The following is a 17,802-nucleotide window of genomic DNA, read 5'->3' as shown; positions in this document are numbered from 1 at the left end:
ATAAGCTACGGATCGGTTCCACATCGGGGCCGGCGGCGGATTGTCAGAATGAGCATCGACCCTCCTATCGCTGAAAGTGGCGGCAGCCTGCGTATTCTTCAGGTGCTCGAGCCGAGCGGTGGCGGCTCCGGGCGCCATTTCCTCGACCTCTGCCGCGGCTTGAAGGAACGCGGCCATCACGTCGAAGCCGTCTACTCGCCGGTCCGGGCGGAGGATGGATTTGTCCGCGAATTGAAATCCATCGATCTGCCAGCCATTCACACCGTTGCGATGAAACGCGCTCCGGGCTGGTCCGACATTGCCGCCTTTCGCGCACTTCGCGGCATCATCGGAAATGGCGAACCCTTCGACATCATCCATGGCCATAGCTCGAAGGCGGGCGCGCTGTCGCGCCCTCACCTGCCCGGCCGGCACATTCCGCGCGTCTACACGCCGCATGCCTTCCGCACCATGGACCCGGCGCTCGGCAAGGCGGGACGCCTTGTCTACGGCGCCATCGAACTGATCCTGGCGGGCCTCTTCACCGACCACCTGATCTGCGTGTCCGATGACGAATATGCGCATGCGCGGTCGCTCGGAATACCCGAGTGCAGATTGTCCGTCATCGTCAACGGCGTCGCGCCGCTGCCGCTCGACATGGCAAGGACGGTGCGCGCCAGCTTCGGCATCCCGGCCGAAACCTTCGTCTTCGGCTTCGTCGGCCGGCTGTCGCATCAAAAAGCGCCCGAACGGCTGATCGAAGCCTTTCGCAACGCTGCCTCGCGCCTGCCGGACGCACAGCTGATCATGGTCGGCTCAGGCGAACGGGAGCGCGAGGTGCGCAAGGCCATCGCCGAGAGTGGTCTGCAAAAGCGCATTCGGCTGACCTCGGCCTTCACCGGCTCTCAGGCCATCCCCGCCTTCGACGCCCTCGTCATGTCGAGCCGCTACGAGGCGATGTCCTATGTGATGCTGGAGGCGGCTGCGGCCGGAAAGCCGATCATCTCGACCGATGTCGGCGGCGCATCGATGGCGATCGACAGGGATAAAACCGGGCTGATCGTTGCGAACGACGGCGACACCGGCAAGCTCGCGAACGCGATGGTCGAAGGCGCCGATCCCGGCCGGCACCGCGCGATGAGGGCAGCGGCGGAGGAAAGAATGTCGGACTTTTCCATGGAAAAGATGATCGACAAGACCGAAGCGGTCTATCGGCGGCTTGCCGCAGGGGTTTAGCGCGTTGCGCTAACCCTCTGCGCACCAGCCCCGCTTGCCATCCGCCCTGTGCCGCGCCAGGCCCTCGGCAACAAGCATGTCGCCGATCGAACGCCCCTCACCCACCGTCACATGGGCATCCTGGGCTCGGGCCTTTCCGCCCGTCGCGACGAGATGAACCTCGCCGGCATTGAGGATTTCCCAAAGCCGCCGCTTCGCCAGCGAGCCGAACTTGCGCTCGTTGTCGCATTTCGCCTGTTTGATGCGTGGCACCTGGATTTCCGCGATCTGGATTTTCTGGCGCCCGTACCAGAACGTGCCGCCGTCAACGACGCAGTTTTCAAGCGTTACCGTGCAGAAATAATAGGTTCCCGGTTTGCGATCGCTGGTCTTTTGGTCGTTCGGCTCCCAGGCCGCCTGCTCGACCGGGCGCGCTCCCGGCCGCGGCATCGCCAGAGCCGGCCTTGCCTTTTCCGGCTCGGCGCGCTTCTCCACCGGTCGCGCCTTGACGATCGACGCCGTATAGAACGGCGCCGCCATCGGCGCGATCTCCGCCCGGTGATCATAGGCGATAGCCGCGCTCACCGACAGGACACCGGCCAGATACCAGGGCCACATGCCGCCCTTCGCCTGCTTCCGGCCCGTCCGCCGCTTCTGGCCTCTTCTGCCCGCTGTCTTCGCCATCACCCGGCTCCCCGATTAACAACCGGCATTATCGGGACAACGGGTTGCTGAAAACTTTAAGGGCCGGAAAATTTAACGCGGCGGCTGGGGATAGCGACACCAAACGTCCAAGCTTTTTCTCACCGATTTCTCGCCTTTTCCAAAATCAGGACTTGCGCCTCAAGTCCCGATTATATACGGCTCTTTTCGGTTCGGAGCGTAGCGCAGCCCGGTAGCGCACTTGACTGGGGGTCAAGGGGTCGTGGGTTCGAATCCCGCCGCTCCGACCATTTTCTCCTTGAAATCCTCAGTCTTTTAGAAACCGGAATGTCTCGAAAGCGGGAAATTCGGAAAATCTGGGCCAGTTTGGGGCCGGTACGGAAAGCCTCAAGCACCGATTTTGGGTGGCCCACCGCCCCGCGATGGCGACGATTCAGCCCTGCCGTGGCATCCTCGCGCGGTACTAGGTCGCGAATTTTTGCATTTTTGACAGGGGCTTCTGCAACAGCACGGATCACTTCCCCCTTGGGATGTGACCTGAAGGTGCCTTTTGAAGGCTCTTTGACGCCGAGTTGGGCTATCCGGTGGGAGAGCTTCATTTCGGATTCGCCAGGAGCGCGTTCTCGATGGCGGCCGCCTGCTTGTCATAAACGAACGAGTTCTTAACGATGCCGAGCTTCGTGTTTGCAAAGCAAACATTGGCGCGGGTCGCTACTAGGGTGTTCCTGGCTTGTCTACCAGCTTCTCGACCAACCGCCTAAGTTCCGACGGAGTAGTCTGGCCTGCCACGACCTCGTAATAGCCGATCCCAGCGCGTCGTAGCGCCTCTTTCTTGATCGCATCGCGCGCGGCCGCGGTGCCCTGATGATGCGCCCCGCCCTGATATTCGATGGCGTGCCGAGGCTGGCAATTACCGTCAACCAGCAGTAAGTCGACCCGTTTTGAGTTGATGCAACTGTACGCGACTGTATCTTTGCTGCGGAGTATCTCGCCTAACGAAACCTGTGCCATCACCTGCCACGCAGGGTTGCATCCAATCACGATGCGGTCAAGTTCCTTAAACACGCGCGCTTCGCTCTTGTTGAGAAGCGGCTGACTCGTAAAGTTCGCTCCCATAACAATCCGCAGCTGGTCAGCAGGATCGCGTTGTTTCAGCGGCTCCGGAATATTCGTTGGAAGCCAAGGCCCAATGGCGATGCTCGCTCCACTACGTTTTTCCTCCCAGCGTGAGCGGTTCCTTGCTCGCCATGCCTGCCTTCGCATCCTGGATAGGAACTGCTCGACGGTCATCCCAGCGACGGCGCCGACAAACAGAACCGCGACTAGAAGGAGGGGGGGCTTCTCAATCAATGCAATAATCTCAAGGCGATCGTATACGGTCATACCGCCGGCAGCACCTACCGCGAGCGCTCCAATAACTAGTCCAGGTGCGGTGAGTGGCACCCACCTCCTTTGCTGATTACGATGACCCTGGCGATTGTCCATGCCCCTCTCCGCCATTTCGCGCCAAGATCGTAAACGCTGGGCACGTTGGCGAAAAGCTACACAAAAGAGTTAGTCCGGCACATTTAGCGCGGCGCGCGACGGCTGTCCATGAAATGAGGTTTTGCTCTGTCCGGCCGCTGACGCGCTGTTTTTTTGCACACGTCGCCGACGATCTGGAGATGCTATCGCGAAAACGTGGAGACTTCTCCAGCACCGAAGTCTCTCTGCGGCATCAACACCTCCCGTAAAAGCGAAAAGTGTTACCCACGTCTCCGCTACAAAGCGTCACGTATCTCTCAGGTCGGAACTTGAAGCCCTTGTCATATTTCCCCGCTGCGCAGCAGCGTTGCGCGCGTCAATGCACCGACGCCTCCGGCTCCGGGTCCTCCAGAAACGACCGGATGCCATCCCGCTCGATCGTGGCGAGGAATTCCTCGAAGGCTTCCTTGTCGGTCGGGAACGGCTCCTCCCAGACGGTCAGGCCCTCGTCCTGGTCGATGACCTCCATCGTCCAGCCGTCCTCGCTTCCCGCATTGCGGAAGATATCGACGAGCACGGTGACGCCGTCATCGGTGAATTCGCCGGCGAAATCCGAATGCTCGAGCTTCTGCTTCTTTGCCATGATGACTATGCCTGTTTCGGGTTGGTGACGGTGGCGGTGAGCCGGCCTCTGGAGCGTTCGCGGGTGGCGGTCCCCTCAAGGCGTTTTTCGGCTTCCTTGATTTCGAGCGGCGTAAACAGCGAGCGATATTGCGCCCGCACCATCGCCGCCTCCATCGACAATTCGGACTTGCCGGCATCCATCAGACGCTCGAGCCCGGTCGTGCCCGGCTTGAACACCAGTTCCTTTGCCGCCTCGACGCCGCCCTTCAAAATGACGAGACGGCGAAACAGCACGGGCCGGAAGCCGAAACGCGCGCAATGATCATAGAGGGCGAGCATGTCCGCGTGAAACTTCGCCTGAAGGGATTTCGTCATGTGGTTCTTTTCTTTATCCGAGGTAGCGGAGATATGGAGGTGCGAGGCGCCGAAACCAAGGGCCTCTCACTCCTGAACATGGATCTCGGCCTCGGCGGCGGCCTCGATAAACGCCTTTCGCGCATCTTCGGCCGGCCTCTTGCCTTCGACAGCCGCAGCACAGATATCGAGCGCGCGGTTCAAGGCCGGAGCATCGTCGAGCGGCCAGTCCTCGATCATCGCCCAGGACGCCTCGGTGATGTTGGAGATCGTCACATATTTTCCCGGCCCCTCCAGGGCCAGCGTCACGCTTTTCGTCCAGGGCTTTTCCATGCGCTACGCCTTGCTCGTAAAATCGATGGAGGTTCGTACCATACACGCCCGTGACGGCAAGAGAGGAAAGCGACGACCAGGATGCAAGCTCACATCGGCACCGCGCGTTCGCGCGGAAACCGGCGCACCTGCCCTTTCTCAGCGCACCTGGTCGAGCAGGCGCTTGCATTCCAGCAGATCGTAGAGCGCTTCCTGCAGCAGGGCGCGATCCTCCTTGCCGACGGATGTCTTGCCGATCGATATTTCCGGCGCTTCGTCATTGCCACCAACGAAGGAGAAGAACCGGCGGCTCGCCGGCGCCTTGGCGCGGCCAACGATCTGGTCTTCTTCCGGATTGCCGAGCTTCGGCTGTGCCGGCTCTTCGATATTGGCCGCGGCCAGCGCCTCGACGGTGGCGAGGTCGCCGCTGGCGATCGCCGCGACGAACTTGTTGCCGTTCATCTTCAGGAGCTTCTGCACGCCCTTGATGGTATAGCCGTGATCATAGAGCAGATGGCGGATGCCCTTGAGCAGATCGACATCTTCCGGCCGGTAGTAGCGCCGGCCACCACCGCGTTTCATCGGCTTGATCTGCGGAAAGCGCGTCTCCCAGAATCGCAGCACGTGCTGCGGCAGGTCGAGATCGTCGGCCACTTCACTGATGGTGCGGAACGCGTCCGGGCTTTTGTCCATGTCTTCCCCCATCGAACACGGCTGGGCTGATGCGAACACGACATCGTCGTGCGGCATCCCTGCCAGCGATGCGCATGATTACACGAATCATGCGCATTTCAACGGCTTATGGACGTGTTTTCAACCACTTTAATGATAAGTGGGCGATTACGAAGCCGGCGATTGCGGTTTCAGCTTGGCCTTGCGCGATAAATGCGCCTTGAGAACGCGCTGCTTGAGCACGTTGGAGGCCTTGAAGGTCATGACGCGGCGGGGAGAAATCGGCACTTCCTCGCCGGTTTTCGGGTTACGGCCGATGCGCTCGTTCTTGTCGCGCACCTGGAACGTTGCGAAGGAGGAGAGCTTGACGCTTTCGCCACGCACGATGGCGTTGCAGATCTCGTCGATCACGGTCTCGACCAGTTCGGCCGATTCCGTTCGGGAAAGACCGACCTTGCGAAAAACCGATTCGGCCAAGTCTGCTCGTGTCACCGTTTTTCCGCTCATCGTCCCCCACCGATTTTCTTGAAATATCGATTAGCCCGGAAGAGTATTGCCCTTGTCCATTCCGGTCAAGCCTCTGCGTTATATTGTCTTTTCTTTACCAGCGCAGCAGCACGGAACCCCAGGTGAAGCCACCGCCCATGGCCTCGAGCAGGACGAGGTCACCCTTCTTGATGCGGCCGTCAGAGGCCGCGACGTTGAGCGCCAGCGGAATGGAGGCGGCAGACGTGTTGCCGTGGAGGTCCACGGTGACCACAACCTTGTCGAGCGGGATGCCGAGCTTCCTGGCAGATCCGTCGATGATGCGGCGGTTGGCCTGATGCGGCACCAGCCAGTCGAGGTCCTCGGCCGTCGTGCCGGTCGCCTCGAAAGCGGCTTCGATGACGTCGGTGATCATGCCGACCGCATGCTTGAAGACCTCGCGACCCTCCATGCGCAGGTGGCCGACGGTACCGGTGGTGGACGGGCCGCCATCGACATAGAGCTTTTCCCTGTGCGCGCCGTCCGAGCGCAACTGCGCCGTCAGAACGCCGCGGTCAGCGGTCGTTCCGCTGCCTTCCTGCGCTTCCAGAATGATGGCGCCGGCGCCGTCGCCGAACAGCACGCAGGTCGTCCGGTCGCTCCAATCGAGAATACGCGAAAAGGTCTCGGCGCCGATCACCAGCACGCGCCGGGCAAGACCGCCGCGGATATAGGCGTCGGCTGTTGCGACGGCATAAACGAAGCCGGAACAGACCGCCTGCATGTCAAAGGCCGCACCATGGTGCATGCCGAGGCGGTTCTGGATGTTGACGGCGGTCGCCGGAAAGGTGTTGTCCGGTGTCGAGGTCGCCAGAATGATGACGTCGAGGTCGGCGGGCGTCAGGCCGGCATTGTCGAGCGCTGCGCGCGCTGCCGCCTCGCCGAGCGATGCGGTCGTTTCGCCCTCGCCGGCGATATGGCGCTGGCGAATGCCTGTGCGCTGCACGATCCATTCGTCGGACGTGTCAACCTTCTCTTCCATTTCGCTATTGGTCATCACCCGTTTGGGAAGCGATGCCCCAAAACCGCGAACCACAGAACGGATCATACTCTTCAAACCTCGTCGGCCATACCGCGCGCAGCACCTTCGGAAGGGCGCGAGGCATGGTATTTTTGCAAATCGTTTTCGATCTTGGCCTTCAGGCCATTGCGGACCATGTCGTAGCCGACGTCGATCGCCGCTGCGAAACCTTCCGCGTCGGTTCCTCCATGGCTCTTGATCACGACACCATTAAGGCCGAGGAAGACGCCGCCGTTGACCTTGCGCGGATCCATCTTCTCGCGCAGGCGGTCGAAAGCGCCCTTGGCAAGAATATACCCTATTTTGGCTAGCAGCGTGCGCGACATCGCGGCGCGCAGATATTCGGCGATCTGCCGGGCGGTGCCCTCGGATGCCTTCAGCGCGATATTGCCGGAAAAGCCTTCCGTGACGACGACATCGACGGTGCCGCGGCCGATGTCATCGCCCTCGACGAAGCCGAGATAGTCGATACCGTCGGGCGCCGCTTCGCGGATCAGCCGTCCGGCCTCCTTGACCTCTTCCTGACCCTTGATCTCCTCGACGCCGACATTGAGCAGACCGAGCGTCGGGCGCTCGACCTCGAACAAGGCGCGCGCCATGGCGCCGCCCATCAGAGCGAAATCCATCAACTGCTGCGCGTCCGCGCCGATCGTCGCACCAACGTCGAGCACGATGCTCTCGCCTTTCAGCGTCGGCCAGATCGCCGCGATCGCCGGGCGCTGGATGCCGGCCATAGTGCGCAGGCAGAACACCGACATCGCCATCAGCGCGCCGGTATTGCCAGCGGAAACGACCACGTCCGCTTCGCCCTTGTTGACGGCGTCGATCGCCTGCCACATGCTCGCCTTGCCGCGGCCGCGCCTGAGCGCCTGGCTCGGCTTCTCATCCATTGCAATCGCCAGTTCGGACGGATGAAACGTGCTGTTCGCCTTCAGCTTCGGATATTTCTCCAAAAGGGGGGCGCACTGATCCTCGATGCCATACAGCACGAAGCGGATATCGGGATGCCGTTCGAGCGCCCTTGCGGCACCCGGGATGACGACCTGCGGACCGAAGTCGCCGCCCATCACATCAAGAGAAATTCTGACCACGCGTGCCTTATCCTTTGTTCCTGCCACACTGCATGTTTCGTCCCGGCGCAATCAGTGTGAGCGATGGAGACACACGTGTTTTCATGACGTTTGAGACGCAACCGCCCCTGCTTGCGGGGCAAACGGCCCAACGGGCTGGATTGCGGCCAAAATACCGTTTTTCGCTGATGTGACAACCGAATTGTGCCGCGTCCTTTTCCAGACTCAGTCCTTTTTCCAATCCTTGAGCACGGCAAAGGGATTTGGACGGACATCGTCCTTCTCGCTGCTTTCGATCCGTTCACCGAAGCTCGCCCCCTGCTTGCGCGGATAAGGGTCGATCGCAAGCGCCGCGTGTTCGGTGACGGTGACACCCACATCGATGGTATCGCCGGTGAACATGTCGGGAAGATCGGGACCGTCCGGATCGAGAATCATCTCGCCGCTGTCATTGGCAGCAATCCGCGCCAGCCGCGACCCTTCCGGCACGAAGATCGCGTCCACCGGCTCGTCGATCTCCGATTCGACCGGCTCGAGCGTCACCACGCAGGCCTGGACGATCTTCGCCTTGACCCTGCCCTTGATCTTGACGCCATCCTTCTTCCAGCGGGCGATCTGCAGATCGGAGGAGAGCGACAGCACGTCCGACACATCCCACAGGTCGCGCAGCGCCTTGCGCTCTCCCTCATTCGCCTCGAGATGAACCGTCACGGCATTGGCGGAGATATGGCCAACCTTGACCGGATAGGAAAATGCGGGTTTCTCGTCGGGGTTCATCGTCAAGTCCTTTCGGGCAGCGTCGCCGCCCAAGATAGTGCTGCCGGTTTCGTTGCGGCTCTGGCGTCGCGCCTCGCGAGGCGGGTTTTCAGACCGCCGCTTCCGGCAGGTCGATCCGGCCGGTTTCTACGACATCCTCTCCCTCTTCCGCAAGCTGCGCTTCAGCATGGAGCATATAGCCGGCAAGCCCGTGCATGGAGAGGGTCGGATCGTCCGCCTGCGGGTGAAAATTGCGCTTCAACGCAGCCGCCAGTTCGTCGCGATCCCTATGGTCCAGCGCCGCGGCATAGCTTTCCAGCCGGCCGTAGAACATCGCGGCGAACTTCTTCATCTTTTTCGGTACGCTGACGTCACCGACGCCCAGCTCCCGGATCGAATGATCGACGTCCTCGAAGAAGGCGTCGACGATTTCCTGCGCGATCTCCTGCCCTGCCCGCTGCGAACTGCGCGTGCGCCGGAAATAAAGGATCAGCGTTGCCGACAGCATTTCGAAGCGCCCCATCACAGTATCGGGAACGCCAAGATCGGTATAGAGGTAGGGCCGCCGGGCTGCTGCGGTCAAAAGATCGTACTGGCGCGCGACGATGGCCGCGTTGCTGTTTTTTTTGCCGAACAGTCCGAATATCATCATAAAGCCCAAGTTTGACCGCTTCAAAATGCGCAAGCCCGCGCATCCTGTTATTGCATGATCGCTGAAGCTGGTTTACCGAAGCAGGCACGAAATGCAATGGCGCATCTGCCAGCGTTACCTTGAGGGAGATGTCGTTGACGAAACGGTATTTCAAGTCAGACATGAAATTTCTGAACAACGTCGTTTTCACAGTGGCAATTTGCGCAACGACCCTTTCGGGCTGCAAGACGGCAGAGGTGCTGAACACCAGCCAGACCATCAATCAGGGTTATGTCGTCGATCAGGAAACGCTGGCGCTGGCGCCGGTCGGCTCCAGCCGCGAACAGGTGCTGCTGTCGCTCGGCACCCCCTCGACAACCGCGACCTTCGACAATGAAGTGTTCTACTACATCTCGCAGAAGCGTCAGCGGCCGGTCGCCTTCATGAAGCCTAAGCTCGTCGACCAGAGCGTTCTTGCCGTCTATTTCGACAAGGAAGGCGTCGTCTCGCAACTGGCGCACTACACGCTGCAGGACGGCAAGGTCTTCGACGTGATTTCCCGCACGACGCCGACCGGCGGCAAGGAAATGACCTTCCTGGGTCAGCTCTTGAGCGGCAACGGCATCGGCAAGGGCATGGCGCGGTCGCTTTTCTCCGACGGCTTGTAACGATTTGCCAGGCGGCATGCCTCGCACCCAAAAAGAAGCCCGCGGAAATCGCTTTCCGCGGGTTTCTTTTTGGCGATTGAGCGCCGCGTGCCAACAGACGCGCGGCGCGGTAACATTCAGGCGAGAACCGCCAGAAGCAGCAGGGCGACGATGTTGGTGATCTTGATCGCCGGGTTGACGGCGGGGCCGGCCGTATCCTTGTAGGGATCGCCGACCGTATCGCCGGTGACGGAAGCCTTGTGGGCTTCCGAGCCCTTCATGTGCCGCGTGCCGTCCTTGTCGACGAAGCCGTCTTCAAAGCTCTTCTTGGCATTGTCCCAGGCGCCGCCGCCCGAGGTCATCGAAATCGCAACGAACAGGCCGTTGACGATAACGCCGAGCAGAGACGCGCCCAGAGCAGCAAAGGCAGAGGCCTTCGAGCCGGACAGCGCCAGCACGCCGAAATAGACGACGATTGGCGCCAGCACCGGCAGAAGGGACGGCACGATCATTTCGCGGATCGCGGCCTTGGTCAGCATATCGACGGCGCGGCCGTAGTCCGGCTTGTCCGTGCCTGCCATGATGCCCGGCTTTTCCTTGAACTGGCGGCGGACTTCTTCCACCACCGAACCGGCGGCCCGGCCGACGGCGGTCATGGCAATGCCGCCGAACAGGTAGGGAATGAGCCCGCCGAAGATCAGGCCGGAGACGACATAGGGATTGGACAGATCAAACGAGATCACCCCGATATCCGCAAAATAAGGATACTTGTCGCCGTTTGCCGCGAAATATTTGAGGTCGTTCGAATAGGCGGCGAACAGCACCAGCGCGCCGAGGCCGGCCGAGCCGATCGCATACCCCTTGGTGACCGCCTTGGTGGTATTGCCGACGGCATCGAGCGCGTCGGTCGATTTGCGCACTTCCGGCGGGAGATGTGACATCTCGGCGATGCCGCCGGCATTGTCGGTCACCGGACCGAAGGCATCGAGCGCCACGATCATGCCAGCGATGCCGAGCATGGCAGTGACCGCGATGCCGGTGCCGAACAGGCCTGCCAACTGATAGGTCGAAATGATACCGCCGACGATGACGATGGCCGGAAGTGCAGTCGATTCCAGCGACACCGCAAGCCCCTGGATGACGTTGGTGCCGTGGCCGCTGACGGAGGCCTGGGCGATGGAATTCACCGGCCGCTTGTTGGTGCCGGTATAGTATTCAGTGATCACCACGATCAGCGCGGTGACGACGAGGCCGAGAATGCCGCAGATGAACAGGTTGGCACCGGTGATGTCCTTGCCGTCGATGGCGCCGATCGAGCCCCAGCCGATGGTGAGCGACGTGGCCGCGCCGAGACCGATGATCGACAGGAGGCCGGTGACGATCAGCCCCTTGTAGAGCGCGCCCATGATCGAGCCGTTGGAGCCGAGCTTGACGAAGAAGGCACCGATGATCGAGGTGATGATGCAGGCACCGCAGATGGCCAGCGGATAGGCCATCACCACCGCAAGGTTCGCGCCGGTTGCAAAGAAGATCGACGCCAGGACCATGGTGGCGACGATCGAGACCGCATAGGTCTCGAACAGGTCGGCGGCCATGCCGGCGCAGTCGCCGACATTGTCGCCGACGTTGTCGGCGATGGTCGCTGGGTTGCGCGGATCGTCCTCCGGAATGCCGGCTTCCACCTTGCCGACGAGGTCGCCGCCGACGTCGGCGCCTTTGGTGAAGATGCCGCCGCCGAGACGGGCGAAGATCGAGATGAGCGAGGCACCGAAGCCGAGCGACACAAGCGAGTCGATCACTTCACGCGAACCTTCCGGCAGCCCGAGGCCGGCCGTCAGCACGAGGTAGTAGATCGACACGCCGAGCAGCGCCAGACCGGCGACAAGCATGCCGGTGATCGCACCGGACTTGAAGGCGATATCGAGACCAGCCGCAAGGCTGACGGAGGAAGCCTGCGCCGTGCGCACGTTGGCCCGGACGGAGACGTGCATGCCGATGAAACCGGCAGCACCGGACAGGACCGCGCCGATCAGGAAGCCGATGGCGGCGGTAGCGGACAGAAGCACCCAGGCAGCGACGAAAACGACGATACCGACGAGGGCAATGGTCTTGTATTGACGGGTGAGATAGGCCTGCGCCCCCTCGCGTATGAAGCCTGCAATCTCTTGCATGCGGGCATTGCCCTGGTCGGCGGCAAGCACCGACTGCGTCGCCCAGATGGCATAAACCACCGAAAGCAACCCGCATGCGATAACGCCCAGTAGTATGGTCATTTCGCTCTTTCCTCCGTTTAAGCCTGCAGGCTCACTCCGTTCCACAGGCCCCCAAAAAGCGCTGCGAACCGTGCCTCCTCTTCAAGCGACGGCAGCAGACGTGGCGGCAGAGTGCGGTGACGAATCGGGATCGTCAAGCGGCCATAAACGGAAAAACCCACGTTTTTCGGTATGTTGGCGGTAGCTTACAGGTGCGAGAAAGCAGTTTTGGCGTCAAATCTCAGGCAGCACGCCTCTTTTCGGCAATAAACAGCGAAATGAGCAATAGAAGGCAAAATGCAGTAACCGGCCAAACAGCCGCGCTCAGCATATCCCAGCCATAGGCGGTCAGGACCTTGCCCGAACCGAATGAGGCAAGAGCAACCGCGGTGAAGAGGATGATGTCGTGGAAGCCCTGCACCTTGTCGGCCTCCTGCGGCCGGTAGCTCGAGGCGACGATCGCGGTCGAACCGATGAAGCCGAAATTCCAGCCGGCACCGAGCAGGATGAGCGCGCCCCAGAAATTCCACAGCGCAATCCCCGCATGGGCGACCAGCGCGCAGAGCATCAGGATCACCAGACCGCAGGCCACGATCCTTTCGGCACCGTAGCGGCTGACCAGCATGCCGGTGAAGAAGCTCGGCGCGAACATCGCCAGCACATGCCACTGGATCCCGAGCGTCGCCATGTCCTGCGAAAAGCCGCAACCGACCACCATGGCGATCGGCGCGCCGGTCATCATGAAGGTCATCAGCGCATAGGTGGAGATGCCGCAGATCATGCCGGTGAGGAAACGCTGGGTGCCCACAATCTCCCACAGCGGCCGCACCGGCCCGGTTGGAGCGGCTCCCGCGACCGGCCGCAGGTCCGGCAGCCGCAGGAAGGCCAGGATGGCGATGGCTGCGAAACAGGTCGGGATCACCGCGAGGAAGGCGCCGGCGAAGAAAACCGGCGCCAGCATATCCCTGGTCAGGATGACGAGCTGCGGCCCGAGCACGGCGGAAATCATGCCGCCGGCCAGGATCCACGAAATCGCCCGCGGTTTGTAGAACCTGGGCGAGGCATCCGCCGCAGCAAAACGCAGTTTCTGGGTAAAGCCCCCGGCCACACCCGATACGCACAGGCCCAACGCAAACAGCCAGAAGTCGTTCAGAAATAGCGCATAGGCCGCAAGCATACCGCCACAGGCGCCAAGCAGGGCGCCGACCATGAAGGCTGCCTTGCGGCCAAGCAGTCTGGAAACGGCAGCGACGAAGACCGCCCCGAGCGCCACGCCGACGTTGAAACCCGTGAGCGGCGCGGTCGCGAGCGACTTGTCGTCGCCGAGAAGCTGATAACCGGCGACGCCGCCGACGGAAAAAACGATCGGCCCGATCGTGCCGAGGACGGCTTGAGCGGCCGTCAGAAGATAGACATTGCGGCGGGCGCCGCGCAGTTCATGATCCATGTCCCGCACCACGCCTGCCTGCACTGTCATCGAATGATCCTATTTCTTGACGTCGGTTCTGATGGTCCGGGCGATCCGGTCGAGCACCGCATTGACGAGCTTCGGCTCGTCGTCTTCGAAGAAGGCCTTGGCGATCTCGACATATTCGGTGACGATCACGGCGACGGGCACGTCCTTGCGCTCGCGAAGTTCGAACGTACCGGCGCGCAGGATGGCGCGGACCGTCGAGTCCAGACGCGACAGCGCCCAGTCGTCCTGTAGAGCCGTACCGATCAAGGGATCGAGCAGACGCTGGTCACGCACGACGCCGGAAACGATCGAGCGGAACCAGGAGGCGTCCGCCTTCAGATAGGTATCGCCGTCGAGTTCCTGGCCCAGCCGGTGGGCCTCGTATTCGGCGACGATCTCCAGCACGCCGGTGCCGCCGATGTCCATCTGGTAAAGCGCCTGCACGGCGGCAAGACGGGCAGCCCCGCGCTGGTTTGCCTGCTTGATCGGCGGGTCGGAAGGAATATCGCTCACAGTTCGCCGCCCAGCTTGTTCTTCAGGTCGATCATGGTCAGCGCCGCGCGGGCGGCAAAACCGCCCTTGTCGCCTTCGCTCTTCTTGGCGCGGGCCCAGGCCTGCGCATCGTTCTCGACCGTCAGGATGCCGTTGCCGATGGCAAGGCTCTCGCTGACGGCGAGGTCCATCAGGGCACGTGAGGATTCGTTGGAAACGATATCGAAGTGATAGGTCTCGCCGCGGATGACCATGCCGAGCGCGACGAAACCGTCATATTCGGTGCCGCCATTGTCAATGCCATCGAGCGCCATGGCGATGGCGGCTGGGATTTCGAGCGCGCCGGGGACCGTCACGACGTCATAGGTCGCGCCGGCCTCTTTCAGCGCCGAGGTCGCACCATCGAGCAGCGCGTCGGCCATGTCGTCATAGAAGCGCGCTTCCACAATGAGGATATGTGGTTTCTCGGTATCGGACATTTGTCACCTGTCTGAAATGGGGGGGGCCGGACATCTCCAGCGCAGGCGGCGGTCAAATCACGCTAGAGCCCGGTTGGCAAGCATTTTTCGCTGAAAGGCGCCGATTTGCGGCGGCGCTTGGAGGGCTCACGCATCAAAGGCTCGAATTGCCGCCGCCTTTTCAATCTCATGGCGTCTCTGTACAATTTGATAGGGAATGGAGAAAAACATGACAGATTTGCAAGAACCGATCATCAACCTCGCCGAACTCGAGCTCGAACACTGGCAGGAAGGCACGTTTTTCGAGTCCCGTGACGCCTCCTTCGGTGCGCTACTCGGCCTCAAGGACCTCGGCATCGGCTATGGCGAAGTGCCGCCGGGCAAGTCCGGCTGTCCGTTTCACAATCACCATATCGAGGAAGAGCTGTTCGTCATCCTGAGCGGCGATGGCGAATACCGCTTCGGTCCGAACCGCTATCCCGTCAAGCCCGGAGACGTTCTCGGCGCCCCGGCAGGCGGCCCTGAGACCGCCCACCACCTGATCAACACCGGTACGGTCCCGCTGAAATACCTCTCCATCTCCGCCAATGCGAAGGCCGAAATCGTCGAATATCCGGATTCCGGCAAGTTCCTGGCAAAGGCGCGGGCAACGGACGGCGGCAAGCCGAGGTTCCGCTTCGTCGGGCGACGGGAAAGCGAAGTCGATTATTGGGACGGCGAGCCGGGAATCTGATCCTATGAGGGAATCGCATTTCCAACCGGACTGAACAGCCCTCATGCACAGCGTCCCCACTATCGAGACCGAACGCCTGATCCTGCGCCCCTACCGCCGCGACGATTTCGGCCCCTACAGCACCCTTTTCGCCGATCCCGAGGTGACGCGCTTCATCGGCGGCGTGCCCTTTTCGCGCGAACAGGCGTGGACGCGGTTTCTGCGCCAGGTCGGCATGTGGCACTATTTCGGCTTCGGCTTTTTCGCGCTGCAGGACCGCGAGACCGGCCAGTTCATCGGCGAGGCCGGCTTTCACGATCTCCACCGCGTCATCAGCCCGTCTCTCGAAGGCACGATGGAGACCGGCTGGGCCCTCTCCCCCCGCTCCCACGGCCGCGGCCTCGCGACAGAAGCCGTCGAAGCAGCGCTGCGCTGGGGCGACCAGCAGTTTCCCACGCTGAAAAAGACCTGCATCATCGACGTCGCCAATCTCGCCTCGCTCAGGGTGGCGTCGAAACTGCAGTTCAGGGAAGCGCGGCGGACGGTCTATCACGGGGCGCAGGTGATCTTGCTGGAGCGGTAGGGTCCGGGATGTCGCCGCCCCTGATCCCATCACCCCATACCAAGGGGAACACCGCGATGGTCAAGCGGACCGATCAGGTTTAGAGTCCTCATGGCGGCGCGTTCGCCGCCTCACACGACAAGGATGGGTCTGCACCATGACGGGCGAGCATGTTCAGCGCAGGCTTGCTGCCATACTTGCGGCCGATGTGGTCGGTTACTCGCGCCTGATGGAGACCGATGAGGCCGGCACGCTAGCCCGCCTCAAGGCGTTGCGGGGAGCCGTCATCGACCCGGCCGTCGCGCGCCATTGCGGCCGCATGGTCAAGCTTATGGGCGATGGCGCCCTCCTGGAGTTCGCAAGCGCCGTCGAGGCCGTCACCTGCGCCATGGAGATCCAGAAACTGGTGCCGGAGCACGACCCTGGCAGTTCTCCCGAAAACCGGATCCAGTTCCGTATCGGCATCAATGTCGGCGACGTGATCGTCGATGGAGACGATATTTACGGCGACGGCGTCAATGTTGCAGCCCGGATCGAGGCCCTGGCGCAGCCCGGAGGGATCTACATCTCCCGTTCCGCCGCCGATCAGGTGCGCGACAAGATCCCCGTCGGAATCGAGAGTCGCGGATCACAGACGGTCAAGAACATCGCGCGGCCCATCGAGATTTTCTGCCTCGTCAACGGTGACGCCCGGCACCCCCTCGCCACCGGCACAACGTCGACATCATCGCACCCGTCGCGAACGGAGAAGACGTCGATTGCCGTGCTCGCCTTCAACAACATGAGCGGGGATGCGGACCAGGAATATTTTTCGGACGGGATCAGCGAGGATATCATCACGGACCTGGCGAAACTCTCGGAACTGCATGTCATCGCCCGCAATTCCTGTTTCGTGTACAAGAAAAGCCCCGTTTCGATCCGCGACGTCGCGGCCGCCCTGGGGGTTCGCTATGTGCTCGAAGGAAGCGTGCGCAAGGCCGGCAACCGGGTGCGGGTCACCGCGCAGTTGATCGATGCGACGACGGGCGGCCATGCCTGGGCCGATCGTTTCGACCGGGATCTCACGGATATCTTCGCCGTCCAGGACGAACTGACCCAGCAGATCGTCGCGGCGCTCAAGGTCAGGCTGACGACCTCGGAAAAGGACCGTCTCTCCAGCAAGCGGATTGTCGACATCACGGCCTACAACTACTTCCTGCAGGGGCGTGATCAGGTGTGGCTCCATACGCGGGCCGGCAACATGAATGCCCGCGCGTCCATGGCAAAGGTGATCGATATCGATCCGGACTGTGCGGCGGCGTACGCGTTCACCGCGTTCACCCACATCAATGACTATGTGAACGGTTGGGCCGCCGAGCCGGATGCGGCTCTGTCGATCGGCCTCGATCTCGCCCGTCGCGCCGTCGTGATGGACGACGAAGAGCCCGAGGCGCATTTCGCCATGGGCGTCGCCCTGTTGTGGACTCGGGAGATCGACAAGGCTCTCGATGCAGCGGCGCGCTGCATTGCCCTCAAGCCCAGTGCGGCGGACGCGCGTGTTCTGAAGGCACACATCCAGATCTTCAGCGGCCTCGCGTCCGAGGCGGTCGAGACGCTCGAAAGCTACATGCAGCTGGACCCCTTCTATCCTGAAATTGCGCTGCAATTTCTCGCCGAAGCGCAGCTCTCGCTGGGCCAGTTCGACCTGGCTGCCGAGACGCTCCGCAAGCGGCTCGCGCGCAATCCGGAGTCGGCCACGGCCCACGCTTTGCTGGCGTCGTGCTACGGCCATCTCGGACGAAACGAGGAGGGGCGATCCGCCTGGACGCAGGCCTTGAGGATCGATCCCGACTACTCGATCGAACACCGACGGCGTGTGTTGCCGTTCAAGAACCCTGCCGATTTCGAGTTGCGTGTCGAGGGTCTGCGGCGGCTCGGTCTTGCTGTTTGAGGCGCGA

At 61.8% G+C, this 17,802-nt stretch carries 20 protein-coding genes and 1 tRNA gene; 6 read left to right on the top strand and 15 right to left on the bottom strand.

Annotated elements, in window-relative coordinates; translation table 11 throughout:
* The first annotated feature begins 48 nt into the window (after positions 1-48).
* The gene (locus WI754_RS12930) at positions 49-1,215 is read left to right on the top strand and encodes a glycosyltransferase (RefSeq protein ID WP_349433839.1); all 1,167 of its coding nucleotides are present in this window, start codon (positions 49-51) and stop codon (positions 1,213-1,215) included.
* Positions 1,216-1,224: 9 nt separating this feature from the next.
* On the opposite strand, the gene WI754_RS12925 is transcribed toward WI754_RS12930, so the two are convergent.
* The gene (locus tag WI754_RS12925) at positions 1,225-1,878 is read right to left on the bottom strand and encodes a hypothetical protein (protein ID WP_349433838.1); all 654 of its coding nucleotides are present in this window, start codon (positions 1,876-1,878) and stop codon (positions 1,225-1,227) included.
* A gap of 192 nt (positions 1,879-2,070) precedes the next feature.
* Here WI754_RS12925 and WI754_RS12920 point away from each other — a divergent pair.
* Positions 2,071-2,147, top strand: a tRNA-Pro gene (locus WI754_RS12920).
* 424 nt (positions 2,148-2,571) lie between these two features.
* On the opposite strand, the gene WI754_RS12915 is transcribed toward WI754_RS12920, so the two are convergent.
* The 10 genes from WI754_RS12915 to WI754_RS12870 all read right to left on the bottom strand — a co-directional run bounded on the left by WI754_RS12915 (position 2,572) and on the right by WI754_RS12870 (position 9,304).
* Complete coding sequence (locus tag WI754_RS12915; RefSeq protein WP_349433837.1) at positions 2,572-3,342, bottom strand: DUF2726 domain-containing protein; 771 nt, start codon at positions 3,340-3,342, stop codon at positions 2,572-2,574.
* Positions 3,343-3,697: 355 nt separating this feature from the next.
* On the bottom strand, positions 3,698-3,964 hold the full coding sequence (locus WI754_RS12910; RefSeq protein WP_349433835.1) for a hypothetical protein: 267 nt from the start codon (positions 3,962-3,964) through the stop codon (positions 3,698-3,700).
* Between the two features lie 5 nt (positions 3,965-3,969).
* Positions 3,970-4,320: a hypothetical protein gene (locus tag WI754_RS12905; protein ID WP_349433834.1), complete on the bottom strand. Its 351-nt coding sequence runs from the start codon at positions 4,318-4,320 to the stop codon at positions 3,970-3,972.
* Between the two features lie 66 nt (positions 4,321-4,386).
* Positions 4,387-4,632 carry a DUF982 domain-containing protein gene (locus tag WI754_RS12900; RefSeq protein WP_349433832.1) on the bottom strand — a complete coding sequence of 82 codons (246 nt, stop codon included), beginning with the start codon at positions 4,630-4,632 and terminating at the stop codon, positions 4,387-4,389.
* A gap of 138 nt (positions 4,633-4,770) precedes the next feature.
* On the bottom strand, positions 4,771-5,304 hold the full coding sequence (locus WI754_RS12895; protein ID WP_037121666.1) for a MerR family transcriptional regulator: 534 nt from the start codon (positions 5,302-5,304) through the stop codon (positions 4,771-4,773).
* Positions 5,305-5,451: 147 nt separating this feature from the next.
* Positions 5,452-5,790 (bottom strand): integration host factor subunit alpha, encoded by a 339-nt coding sequence (locus tag WI754_RS12890; RefSeq protein WP_026203378.1) that lies wholly within the window; start codon positions 5,788-5,790, stop codon positions 5,452-5,454.
* A 94-nt stretch (positions 5,791-5,884) separates the two neighbouring features.
* Complete coding sequence (locus WI754_RS12885; protein WP_349433831.1) at positions 5,885-6,856, bottom strand: beta-ketoacyl-ACP synthase III; 972 nt, start codon at positions 6,854-6,856, stop codon at positions 5,885-5,887.
* 5 nt (positions 6,857-6,861) lie between these two features.
* Positions 6,862-7,920, bottom strand: a complete 1,059-nt coding sequence (gene plsX / locus WI754_RS12880; RefSeq protein WP_349433830.1) for a phosphate acyltransferase PlsX — start codon at positions 7,918-7,920, stop codon at positions 6,862-6,864.
* 204 nt (positions 7,921-8,124) lie between these two features.
* Positions 8,125-8,676, bottom strand: coding sequence for a DUF177 domain-containing protein (locus tag WI754_RS12875; protein WP_349433829.1), 552 nt, complete (start codon positions 8,674-8,676; stop codon positions 8,125-8,127).
* A gap of 88 nt (positions 8,677-8,764) precedes the next feature.
* The gene (locus tag WI754_RS12870; protein WP_349433828.1) at positions 8,765-9,304 is read right to left on the bottom strand and encodes a ubiquinol-cytochrome C chaperone family protein; all 540 of its coding nucleotides are present in this window, start codon (positions 9,302-9,304) and stop codon (positions 8,765-8,767) included.
* Positions 9,305-9,435: 131 nt separating this feature from the next.
* Between WI754_RS12870 and WI754_RS12865 the strand changes: the two genes are divergently transcribed.
* A complete protein-coding gene (locus WI754_RS12865; protein ID WP_349433827.1) occupies positions 9,436-9,954 on the top strand; it encodes an outer membrane protein assembly factor BamE in 519 nt (172 codons plus the stop codon).
* Between the two features lie 116 nt (positions 9,955-10,070).
* On the opposite strand, the gene WI754_RS12860 is transcribed toward WI754_RS12865, so the two are convergent.
* The 4 genes from WI754_RS12860 to ribH form a co-directional block, all read right to left on the bottom strand.
* The gene (locus tag WI754_RS12860) at positions 10,071-12,206 is read right to left on the bottom strand and encodes a sodium-translocating pyrophosphatase (protein ID WP_349433825.1); all 2,136 of its coding nucleotides are present in this window, start codon (positions 12,204-12,206) and stop codon (positions 10,071-10,073) included.
* Positions 12,207-12,426: 220 nt separating this feature from the next.
* Entirely contained in the window at positions 12,427-13,632 is a 1,206-nt protein-coding gene (locus WI754_RS12855; protein ID WP_349437807.1) for an MFS transporter, read from the bottom strand.
* A 39-nt stretch (positions 13,633-13,671) separates the two neighbouring features.
* Positions 13,672-14,154: a transcription antitermination factor NusB gene (nusB, locus tag WI754_RS12850; RefSeq protein WP_018326037.1), complete on the bottom strand. Its 483-nt coding sequence runs from the start codon at positions 14,152-14,154 to the stop codon at positions 13,672-13,674.
* Positions 14,151-14,612: a 6,7-dimethyl-8-ribityllumazine synthase gene (ribH, locus tag WI754_RS12845; protein WP_349433824.1), complete on the bottom strand. Its 462-nt coding sequence runs from the start codon at positions 14,610-14,612 to the stop codon at positions 14,151-14,153. Before ribH ends, nusB begins: the two co-directional genes overlap by 4 nt.
* Before the next feature lie 208 nt (positions 14,613-14,820).
* Here ribH and WI754_RS12840 point away from each other — a divergent pair, with 208 nt between their 5' ends.
* The 3 genes from WI754_RS12840 (at position 14,821) to WI754_RS12830 (ending at position 17,795) form a co-directional block, all read left to right on the top strand.
* Positions 14,821-15,324, top strand: coding sequence for a cupin domain-containing protein (locus WI754_RS12840; RefSeq protein ID WP_349433823.1), 504 nt, complete (start codon positions 14,821-14,823; stop codon positions 15,322-15,324).
* Positions 15,325-15,367: 43 nt separating this feature from the next.
* A complete protein-coding gene (locus WI754_RS12835) occupies positions 15,368-15,886 on the top strand; it encodes a GNAT family N-acetyltransferase (protein WP_349433822.1) in 519 nt (172 codons plus the stop codon).
* Positions 15,887-16,022: 136 nt separating this feature from the next.
* Positions 16,023-17,795, top strand: coding sequence for a tetratricopeptide repeat protein (locus WI754_RS12830; RefSeq protein WP_349433820.1), 1,773 nt, complete (start codon positions 16,023-16,025; stop codon positions 17,793-17,795).
* Positions 17,796-17,802: the final 7 nt, after the last annotated feature.

Source organism: Pararhizobium sp. A13, assembly GCF_040126305.1.
Taxonomy (GTDB): domain Bacteria; phylum Pseudomonadota; class Alphaproteobacteria; order Rhizobiales; family Rhizobiaceae; genus Pararhizobium.
The sequence above is the reverse complement of the archived record's forward strand: the minus strand, read 5'-3'. Positions and strand labels throughout refer to the sequence as shown.